Here is a 9,204-nt window from a genome sequence, read left to right as displayed (position 1 = left end):
GGGGGCCGAGCCGGTGGCGGCGCTGTATGAAGCCGGGCGGGTCGCGCATCGCGGCGCCTTTCCCGACATGGAGGACCAGATGTGCGGGCTGCTGGCGGGCGGCGGCTATGTCGGGCCGGGACGGTCGCCGGACCGGGCGGACGCGCTGGTGTGGGCCTTGAGCGAATTGATGCTGGGGCGGCGGGGCGAGGCGCGGGTGCGGGGGTTGTGAGGTTGTGCTACAGGGAGCGGCTGGAGGGCCTGCATGAGCGAACGATTGCGTTTCTGGCTGGCGGTGCTGAGCGTTCCCCTGTGGGTCGGATACCCCTTCGCCTTTTCATATGGTCCTATCGTGGCGAGGAATGTCCGATGCGCCGGGAGGCGGTTCACGGGCGGCTTCGACGACTGTTTCAATGATTATATTCCGGTTCTGGAAATGCTCGCCTTTCCGATGACGCTGCTGTTGATGCTGCCGTTTCTTCGCTTTGCTTTCGCACTCTACGCGCCCGCCGATCATGATGGGGGCTGGCGATGGAAAATCGCGGGCCGCATGAACGGCGACGCCTGTTTTCCGTCGCTTCAGCTTTTTGCCGGACTGTTGATCCTATGGATCGGATTTCATGTGCGGATGCTACCGCTGGCGCGGGAGGCCGATCTGCTCTGGGCCTATTGGCTGATCTGGACGACATGGTTGCTGACGGGGATTGCCGTGAGTTGGCCAAGGGAAAGCCGCGCCGGATGACGGAACCGGCGCGCCGGCCGATCCGTTCCTGATCCATGATGGTTTTCAACGGAGCAAGTGACATGAAGACAGCCAAAATCTTCGCGGCGCTCGTCGGTGTTTCGGTGGTTGCGACGCCGGTGATGGCGGCGAGCCTGAATAGCGGCGATCGCGCGCGGATCGCGCGGGCGGCGCCCAAGGATCGCGACGATGTGCGCTATTGCCTGCTCAAGGGCAAGAAAGGCCGCGACAAGGGCACGGTGATCGGCGCGGCCGGTGGCGCGGGCGTCGGGGCGCTGGCGGGCGGGAGCCTGGGCGAAACCTTGCTGGCCGGTGCGGCCGGCGCGGTCGCGGGCCGGGTGATCGGCAAGAGCGAAGGCACGGATTCCGCGTGCGACCGGGTGCTGGCGCGCAATCGATGAGGCGGCCGGGCTGACGGGGAGCGACTGCCCACCCCGCTGCGACCGGCGCGCTGCGCGCGCAAGTCTCGCTGCCCCTCCCGCCAGCGGGAGGGGTTTTGCGCGACTGCCCCCCCCGCTGCGACCGGCGCGCTGCGCGCGCAAGTCTCGCTGCCCCTCCCGCCAGCGGGAGGGGTTTTGCGTTCAACCGACCCTCTCCCCCCGGCGGGAGAGGGTTTTTGCGTTTGGGGACAGTGTAATGAAATGGTTCGGGACGAAGGCGGCCGCATCGGGCGATGCGCGGCCGGTGTTGGCGCGCGCCTGGGGCACGGGCGCGGTGGCGCTGGGGGAATGGCCGGCATCCTATGAGGCGCAGCTGCGTGCCGGGGTGATGGGCAATGCGGTGGCGCAGCGGGCGATGCGGCTGGTGTCCGAAGGCGCGGGCGCGACGGCGATCAAGATACGCGGCGTGGAGGATGGCGCGCGGGTGCTGGCGCTGGTCGGGCGGGCTTCGGCGGGGCAGGGGCTGATCGAGACGCTGGCCTGCCACCTGCTGCTGCACGGCAATGGCTATGTCCAGGTGATCGCGGGCGCGGACGGGATGCCGGCCGAACTGTTCGCGCTGCGGCCCGAGCGGGTCAGCGTGGAGGCGGATGCGCGCGGCTGGCCGGCGGCCTATCTGTATCGCGTCGGGGACAGCGTGATGCGCCTGTCGCCGGAGGACGGCGCGGGGCGCACCAGCCTGCTGCACCTGAAGGCGCTGCATCCGCTGGACGATCATTATGGGCTGGGCTGCGCGGGCGCGGCGGCGGGCGCGGTGGCGATCCACAATGCGGCGACGACGTGGAACAAGGCGCTGCTCGACAATGCGGCGCGGCCCAGTGGCGCGATGGTCTATGATCCGGGCGACGGATCGGTCTTTTCGCCCGAGCAATATGAGCGGGTGAAGCGGGAGATGGAGGCGGCCTTTGCCGGCGCGGCCAATGCGGGGCGGCCGATGCTGCTGGAGGGTGGCCTCAGCTGGCAGGCGATGAGCCTGACGCCGGCGGAGATGGATTTCGTGGGGCTGAAAAGCGCGGCGGCGCGGGAGATCGCGCTGGCCTTTGGCGTGCCGCCGATGCTGATGGGGCTGCCGGGCGACAATAGCTACGCCAATTATCGCGAGGCCAACAAGGCGTTGTGGCGGCAGGCGATATTGCCGCTGGTGGCGAAAATCTGCGCGGGATTGTCGCAGGGGTTGAGCGGCTGGTGGCCCGGCGTGGCGATCGAGGCGGACCTGGACGCGGTGCCGGCGCTGTCGGACGAGCGCGCGGCGCTGTGGGATCGGGTGGCGGCGGCGGATTTTCTGAGTGCCGAGGAGAAGAAGGCGATGCTGGGGCTGTGACGGCCGATATTTGACCCAGGCCGGGCTGCAAATGGCGCTTTTCTGCGCTTCCGGTGCTCACGTGCCTTAAGCACGCTGCGCGCCGGTTCTCGAAATGCACCATTTTCGCCTCGGCCTGCGCCAAATCTCGACCATCACAGAATTGTGAAGCGATCTTCAGCCAGCCGCTGGCCGGGCGAGGCTGTCGAGGCGGCAGAAATCATTGGCCCAGTTCCAGCGGCCGCCCTGGCTCAGGCAATCGCCGGCGCGGAACAGGTCGAAATGCCAGGCGACAAGGCCAAGGGCGGCAATCACGAGGACGATCAGGACTTTGCGATGGGTGCGCTTCATGGTGCGCCAGATAGGCGCGGCGGGCGCCGATGAAAAGGAGCGGGGGCATGAAAGAGGAGATGCTGGCGCGGCTGGTCGCGCAGGCGCAGGGGCAGGTGGCCGACATGGTGACGATCCGCGCGCTGATCGAGGAGGCGAGCGGGCTGGGCGCGGAGCGGGCGCTGGAGCGGCTGGGGCTGAGCGATCGGAGCGCGGAAAAGGATGTGCGGGAACTGCGCGAACTGCTGTCCGCCTGGCGCGACGCGAAGAAGGCCGCGCGCGGAGCGGTGATCGGCTGGGCGGTGCGGATCGGCATGGCGCTGGTGCTGCTGGGGGTGGCGGTGAAGGTCGGGCTGCTGGGGCTGGTGCGGGCATGAGCGGCGACATGCGCTTCGCCGGCTATGCGGCGGTGTTCGACCGGGTGGACCGGGGCGGCGACGTGGTGCGGCCGGGCGCGTTCGGCGCTGTGGTTCCTGCGGGCGTGCCGTTGTTGTGGCAGCATGGGCCGGGCTGCGTGATCGGCATGGTCGAAAAGGCGCGGGAGGATGCGCGCGGGCTGCGCGTGATCGGCCGGGTGTCGCGGCGGACGGCGGCGGGACGCGAGGCGGCGGCGGCGCTGGCGAGCGGGGCGGTCGATGGGCTGAGTTTCGGATATCGGGTGAAGGCGGCGCGGGGCGCGGGGCCGCGCGAATTGCTGGCGCTGGACCTGGTGGAGGTGAGTTTGGTCACGCATCCGATGCAGCCATTGGCGAGAATCATTGCACTTGACGACGTTGATGGAAAGATCGCCTTTTCGCGCAGTCGATTGGAGATTCTTTGTGAAAAGAATGGCGTCTTGGGTAATTTTTTCCTTGATAGGAGGGATCACCGGACCATGCATGGCCGAGCCATTTGTTTTTGATTGCGACGCGCGGGGTGGCCATTTTACAAAATTGCAGACCGTTGCGGCGGGAACGGACCATATATTGCAGGGCAATGTTGCTGCGCGACAACTTTATAAGGAAGGTGAATGGCTGCCGACAGCGCTGATTTCATTGACCAGCGCGGACCGTAAGCAGCAGGTCGCCATTCGCATATTGGCGGACATCCCCGACAAGGACGAACAACGAGAAGGGGCGATTTTCTTTGCCACACGTCACGTCATTGACGGAAAAGGCGAAGATGGAGAGACTTTTGCCTCCATTCCGGTCGGCACGTCCGTGCCCTTTTCTGTCTCGGCGACGGGTAATGACGGGGTGATAAAGATAGGGGATATGGAGAAGCGGTTCGCCTTTGCGCCAGGCGATAAGCCGGTTGCGATGGTCGCTTGCTCGACTGGGGAATTCGTTTTCACCGAGTTGGAAATCTCCGCGGGGTAAAGGGCTAGACGCCCGACCACGCCAGCGCGCCGGGCAGCGGGTTGGCGCTATAGTCGAGTTGCAGGACGCGACGGTGGCGGGGGCGGCGGGCGGCATCGGAGGCGTGGAGGATCGGCGTGGCGTAAAGCCAGATGTCGCCGCGCTGCGCGAGACAGGCATGGATGCCGCAGCGCGCGACAAGGCCGGGGACGTCGGTTTCGGCGACGCGACCGTGGCGGTGCGAGCCGGGTGCGATCAGCAGCGGGGCGTTGTCGGCTTCGACGGGGTCGAGGTGGATGCGCAATGTGAGCATCGCGTCGAGCAGCGATTGCGGCGGGGCGACATGCTGGATGCCGGATTTAACGGTCCATGGGCCGAAGCCGGGCGTATCGATGCGGGTGGCGACGGCGATGGTGCGGTCCTGATGCCAGCCCAGCGCCCAGTTGGCGGCGGCGCTCTTGTCGAACAGGATCGCGCGCACCGGCTTTGCGGCGTCGCCCAGATGGGCGGCGGCGTGGCGGCCGACTGCGCCGGTGGCGCTCAGCATCCCGGCGAGCATGGGGAGCTTGGCGAGGCGCTGGCCGGCGCGGTCAGCAGGGAAGGCAGACAGGGCGGCTTCGATGGTGGCGAGCGCGGGCGTGTCGAGGGCTGCGGGGACATGGTGCGCGCCGTTGGTGGCGAGGGTGAAGCTCATGCTTCGCGCGGGTCGCTGCCGAAGCGGTTGGGGCCGCGCGTACCAGGCCAATAGAACAGCACAAGCATCAATATGACGACACAGACGTAAGCGAGGCCAAGCCATGGCGGCGAGGATGGCGTGTTTGCCACAAGCCGGCTTTCATGGCGCACTATGTTCAGTCCCATGCCCACCGGTAGAATGAGCGTCCACCATGCGGATCGGTTCTGGTCATGCAGTCGTCTGGCGAACAAAGCGACCAGCGGCAACGCTGTGACGACCCTTACTATCACGATGAGCGTCGACGCAAATGCGTGGGGCAAGAAGGTGCTGCCGGCGAAACCGAGGGTCACGCCGACAAGTGCGACGGCGAACTGGTAGAGCAGGACTTCAGTCCGGCGAGAGCGTCCCTTGAAATCCAGCACGCCCGCGATGGTGCGCCGCAGCAGCCCGAGTTCTGCAGTAGCGCCAGACGGATAGTTCAAGTCGATTGCCCCATTTCCGGCAACGTGGCGGGGTTCGGCGGAAAAGGCAATCGGGGCGGCGAACAATGACCGCCGTCATCCAACTTCGCCTGGCCGAGTTGGCCGGCAAGGCTTCCTATCCTTCTCCTACGGGGGAGAAGGATTTTACGAGCGGTCCTTCGGGGCCGCTTTTTTTTGTTTCTGCGAGCGGGAGAACATGCATGACGGATCAATTGGAAGCGACCCTGGAAATGGTTGCGCAGGGGGAGCGGATCGAGGGGTTGGCGCAGGAGGTGGCGGCGCTCAAGGGGGCTTTGCTGGTGCAGCAGCGGCCCGCGCTCGATGGCGTCAAGGGCGGGGCGGTGGACCCGGCGCGGGCGGCTTTTGTCGAGCGCTATCTGCGGCAGGGGATGGAAGCGGGGGTGGAGCTGAAAAGCTTTTCCGGCGCGTCGGGCGCGGCGGGCGGCTATGCGGTGCCGCGCGAGATCGACCAGTTGATCGGCAGCACGCTGAAAAGCATTTCGCCGATCCGGTCGATCGCCAATGTCGTGCGGACGGGCACGGCGGGCTATCGCAAGCTGGTGAGCGCGGGCGGCATCGTGTCGGGCTGGGCCAGTGAAACCGGCGCGCGGGCCGAGACGGGGACGCCGACCTTTAACGAGATCGTGCCGCCGTCGGGCGAACTGTTCGCCAATCCGGCGGCGAGCCAGGCGATGCTGGACGATGCGCAGTTCGATGTCGAAGGATGGCTGGCGGGCGAGATTGCGCGGGAGTTCGCGGCGGCGGAAGGCGCGGCCTTCGTCAGCGGCAATGGCACGAACAAGCCCAAGGGTTTCCTGACCTATACGACCACCAATGAAGCGGACGGGGTGCGCGCGTTCGGATCGCTGCAATATGTGGCGTCGGGCGCGGCGGGCGCTTTTCCGGCGAGCAATCCGCAGGACAGGCTGATCGACTTGATCCAGAGCCTGCGCGCGCCCTATCGGCAGGGGGCGGCGTTCGTGATGAACAGCGCGACGCTGGCGGTGATCCGCAAGATGAAGACCAGCGACGGGGCGTTTGTCTGGCAACCGTCGATGATGGCGGGACAGCCCGCCACGCTGCTGGGCTATCCGGTGGTCGAGGCGGAGGACATGCCCGACATCGCCGCGAACAGCCTGTCGATCGCCTTCGGCAATTTCCAGGCCGGCTATGTCATCGCCGAGCGCAGCGACACGAACATCCTGCGCGATCCGTTCAGCAACAAGCCGTTCGTGCATTTCTACGCGGTCAAGCGGATCGGCGGCGGCGTGGCGAACAGCGAGGCGATCAAGCTGATGAAGTTCGCGGCTTCGTGATTGTCCATGGGGGGGAGGCCTGGGCGGCTTCCCCCCTTTTCATCCATTTTACAGGGGGGAGCGGACATGGCGATCACGGGGCTGGAAATGGCCGACCTGGTGCGGGAGGTTTGTCATGATGGCGGCAGCGGGCCGCTGACGCTGGGCGGGGCGGTGGCGGGGCATCGCACCTTTGCCGAGGCGGTGAGCGCGGGGGCAAGCTTTCCCTATGTCATCATGGGCGTGGGCGCGCCGCCGCAATGGGAGGCGGGGACCGGGACGCTGGATGGCGAGGGGCGGCTGGTGCGCGGCCCGGTCGCTTCGTCGGCGGACGGGGCGGCGGTGGATTTCGCCGCGGGCGAGAAGCTGGTCGGGCTGACGCCGCACAGCGGCTGGATCGCGGCGGTCGAGGGGCATGGCCATGACATGAGCGCGATCGAGGGGCTGGATGAGGCGCTGGGCGCGCAGCAGGTCGCGATGGACGGGCTGGCGGCGGCGGTCGGCGCGGCGCAGATGACGGTCGATGGCTTTGCCGGGGGGCTGGAAAGCCAGCAGGCGGCGCTTGAGGGCTTGGCGGAGGGCTTGGCCGAGGGATTGGCGGGGCGGCAGGCGGCGAGCGGGGAACTGGACGCGATCGCGGCGCTGACCACGGCGGGGTTCGGGCGGTCGCTGCTGGAACAGGGCGATGCCGGGGCGGTGCGGGCGCGGATCGGCGCGCTGGGCGCGAGCGGCGTGCAGCGGATGAGCGGCGCCGAACTGCATATCAACACGCTGACCAGCGACACGTATCCGGCGGAAGGATGGATGGGGCGGGTGAGCGTGGTGACGCCGGCGCTGGCGGTGATGATGGATGGCGGGCAGGCCAGTTTCCGCGTGGTGGGCATCGGCTCGCTCGCCAATAACCGGCTCTATCGCGCCAATGGCACGCTGGCGGCGCGGACCGACATAGCGAGCGGCGATGTCATCGGGGACTATAATGTCTGGGGGCAGATCGAGGGTAATTTCACCGAATTATCGCGCATCCGCACCAGCTATGTCGGCGCGTCGCCGGGCGCGACCAATCTTGCTTCGCGGCTGAACTTCTATGTCGGGCGCACCGGGTCGGGCGCGATGCAGGAGACGCTGCGGCTGGAGCATCAGGCGATCACCGCCTTTGGCGCGGTGGCGCCGTCGGCGGATAATGGCTTTGCGCTGGGGAGCGGGGCGGCGCGATGGTCCACCATCTATGCCGCGAGCGGGACCATCAGCACGTCGGACGCGCGCGCGAAGCAGGATCTGGCCGACGTCGGCGCGGATTTGATCGAGGCCTGGGGCGCGGTGCGATGGCGGCAGTTCCGCTTCGTCGCGGCGGTGGCGGAGAAGGGCGCGGAGGCGCGCGTCCATCTGGGCCTGGTGGCGCAGGACGTGCGCGACGCGATCGACGCGCGGCTGGGCGCGGGCGCGGCGGTGCGGCTGGGGCTGCTGTGCCGCGATCGCTGGGACGCGCGCGCGGCGCAGGTCGATGAGGACGGCGCGGTGACGCCTGCGGTCGCGGCGGGGGACCGCTGGGGACTGCGTTACGAGGAGTGCCTGGCGCTGGAAGCGGCATGGCAGCGGCGCGCGATCGCGCGGATCGAGGCGCGGCTCGATGCGCTGGAGGCGGCCGATGTTGCAGGGTGAGGCGCTGGGCGCGGCGGCGATCGGTGCGGTCGGCGCGGGCGGCGGCTGGGCCGGGCCATGGCGGATCGGGGTGCGGCCGGAACTGGGCGCGCGCGTGGCGGCGCGGGCGGCGGCGATGCGGGTCGAGGGGACAAGGGGGAGCAAGATCAGATGAGCCTGATTGTGAAAGATCCGCAGGCGCGGATCGACCATGCGATCGACTGGTCGGCCTATCTGGCGGGGCAGAGCCTGATCGCCAGCGGGTGGACGGTCGGCCCCGACGAACCGGGCGGCGTCACCGTGGAGGCGACGGTGTTCGAGGCGCAGCGCAGCAGCGCGCGGCTGGCGGGTGGAATGGTGGGGCGGCTCTATCGGCTGACCAACCGCGTCACCCTGTCCGACGGGCAGATGGATGAGCGATCGGTGACGATCCGGGTGGAGGAGCGCTGATGCTGGCGGAACAGGAAAGCGGGGCTCTGGCGACATCGCTGGCGGAATTGAAAGCCTATCTGCGGATCGAGACCGAGGGCGAGGACGCGGTGCTGGCCGGGTTGCTGCGCGGGGCGGCGGCGCTGTGCGAGCAGTTTGTCGGCCAATGGCTGGTCGCGCGGTCGGCGCGCGAAACGGTGGCGGGGACCGGCGGCTGGCAGCGGCTGTCGGCGCGGCCGGTGCTGGCGATCGAGAGCGTGGCGGCGGTGGACGCGGACGGCGCGAGCGAGGCTTTGCCGGTCGAGGCCTATGCGATCGACATCGACGCGGCGGGCGACGGGTGGGTGCGATCGACGCGCGCGGGGGACGGGCGGGTGCTGGCGGTCCGCTATCGCGCCGGGATGGCGGGCGAGTTGAACGGCGTGCCCGAAGCGTTGCGGCAGGGCATCGTGCGGCTGGCGGCGGACCATTATCTGGCGCGCGGGACCGAGAGCGCGACCCCGCCGGCGGTGGTGAGCGCGCTGTGGCGGCCGTTCCGGCGGATGCGGCTGGCATG

General features: G+C 68.3%; 13 protein-coding genes and 2 pseudogenes. 12 read left to right on the top strand and 3 right to left on the bottom strand.

Annotation, left to right across the window (positions count from 1 at the left end; genetic code table 11):
* From C100_RS0124040 to C100_RS29135, 4 genes and pseudogenes are all read left to right on the top strand, one after another.
* Nucleotides 1–211 (top strand): annotated as a pseudogene (locus C100_RS0124040) (ATP-binding protein); the annotation flags it as partial.
* A gap of 33 nt (nt 212–244) precedes the next feature.
* Nucleotides 245–721, top strand: coding sequence for a hypothetical protein (locus C100_RS47420; protein WP_024018570.1), 477 nt, complete (start codon nt 245–247; stop codon nt 719–721).
* 62 nt (nt 722–783) lie between these two features.
* A complete protein-coding gene (locus C100_RS29140) occupies nt 784–1,122 on the top strand; it encodes a hypothetical protein (protein WP_024018569.1) in 339 nt (112 codons plus the stop codon).
* Between the two features lie 235 nt (nt 1,123–1,357).
* A complete protein-coding gene (locus tag C100_RS29135; protein ID WP_024018568.1) occupies nt 1,358–2,482 on the top strand; it encodes a phage portal protein in 1,125 nt (374 codons plus the stop codon).
* A 156-nt stretch (nt 2,483–2,638) separates the two neighbouring features.
* Here C100_RS29135 and C100_RS48815 read toward each other — a convergent pair whose 3' ends face one another.
* Nucleotides 2,639–2,812, bottom strand: a complete 174-nt coding sequence (locus C100_RS48815; RefSeq protein ID WP_024018567.1) for a hypothetical protein — start codon at nt 2,810–2,812, stop codon at nt 2,639–2,641.
* A gap of 47 nt (nt 2,813–2,859) precedes the next feature.
* Here C100_RS48815 and C100_RS29130 point away from each other — a divergent pair, with 47 nt between their 5' ends.
* The 3 genes and pseudogenes from C100_RS29130 (at nt 2,860) to C100_RS0124025 (ending at nt 4,149) form a co-directional block, all read left to right on the top strand.
* Nucleotides 2,860–3,168, top strand: a complete 309-nt coding sequence (locus C100_RS29130; protein WP_024018566.1) for a DUF6127 family protein — start codon at nt 2,860–2,862, stop codon at nt 3,166–3,168.
* A pseudogene (locus C100_RS0124030) lies at nt 3,165–3,560 on the top strand (HK97 family phage prohead protease); the annotation flags it as partial. The gene C100_RS29130 and the pseudogene C100_RS0124030, both read left to right, overlap by 4 nt.
* A 109-nt stretch (nt 3,561–3,669) precedes the next feature.
* Nucleotides 3,670–4,149, top strand: a complete 480-nt coding sequence (locus tag C100_RS0124025; RefSeq protein ID WP_152536402.1) for a hypothetical protein — start codon at nt 3,670–3,672, stop codon at nt 4,147–4,149.
* Between the two features lie 4 nt (nt 4,150–4,153).
* On the opposite strand, the gene C100_RS29125 is transcribed toward C100_RS0124025, so the two are convergent.
* Together C100_RS29125 and C100_RS29120 are read right to left on the bottom strand one after the other, a co-directional pair.
* On the bottom strand, nt 4,154–4,822 hold the full coding sequence (locus C100_RS29125; protein WP_024018563.1) for a phytanoyl-CoA dioxygenase family protein: 669 nt from the start codon (nt 4,820–4,822) through the stop codon (nt 4,154–4,156).
* Entirely contained in the window at nt 4,819–5,352 is a 534-nt protein-coding gene (locus tag C100_RS29120; RefSeq protein ID WP_024018562.1) for a DUF805 domain-containing protein, read from the bottom strand. Before C100_RS29120 ends, C100_RS29125 begins: the two co-directional genes overlap by 4 nt.
* A 134-nt stretch (nt 5,353–5,486) precedes the next feature.
* Between C100_RS29120 and C100_RS29115 the strand changes: the two genes are divergently transcribed.
* The 5 genes from C100_RS29115 to C100_RS29105 all read left to right on the top strand — a co-directional run.
* On the top strand, nt 5,487–6,602 hold the full coding sequence (locus tag C100_RS29115) for a phage major capsid protein (RefSeq protein WP_024018561.1): 1,116 nt from the start codon (nt 5,487–5,489) through the stop codon (nt 6,600–6,602).
* Between the two features lie 66 nt (nt 6,603–6,668).
* A complete protein-coding gene (locus C100_RS47415) occupies nt 6,669–8,240 on the top strand; it encodes a tail fiber domain-containing protein (RefSeq protein WP_024018560.1) in 1,572 nt (523 codons plus the stop codon).
* Complete coding sequence (locus C100_RS48810) at nt 8,227–8,394, top strand: hypothetical protein (RefSeq protein WP_024018559.1); 168 nt, start codon at nt 8,227–8,229, stop codon at nt 8,392–8,394. The genes C100_RS47415 and C100_RS48810 overlap by 14 nt, the downstream gene beginning before the upstream one ends.
* Nucleotides 8,391–8,669, top strand: coding sequence for a phage fiber-tail adaptor protein (locus C100_RS29110; RefSeq protein WP_024018558.1), 279 nt, complete (start codon nt 8,391–8,393; stop codon nt 8,667–8,669). The genes C100_RS48810 and C100_RS29110 overlap by 4 nt, the downstream gene beginning before the upstream one ends.
* On the top strand, nt 8,669–9,204 hold a 536-nt coding region (locus C100_RS29105), incomplete at its 3' end, for a head-tail connector protein (RefSeq protein WP_024018557.1). The genes C100_RS29110 and C100_RS29105, both read left to right, overlap by 1 nt.

This window comes from Sphingobium sp. C100, from assembly GCF_000508185.1.
Taxonomy (GTDB): Bacteria; Pseudomonadota; Alphaproteobacteria; order Sphingomonadales; family Sphingomonadaceae; genus Sphingobium.
Note: the sequence above shows the minus strand (reverse complement) of the source record. Positions and strands in the feature narration are given on the sequence as shown.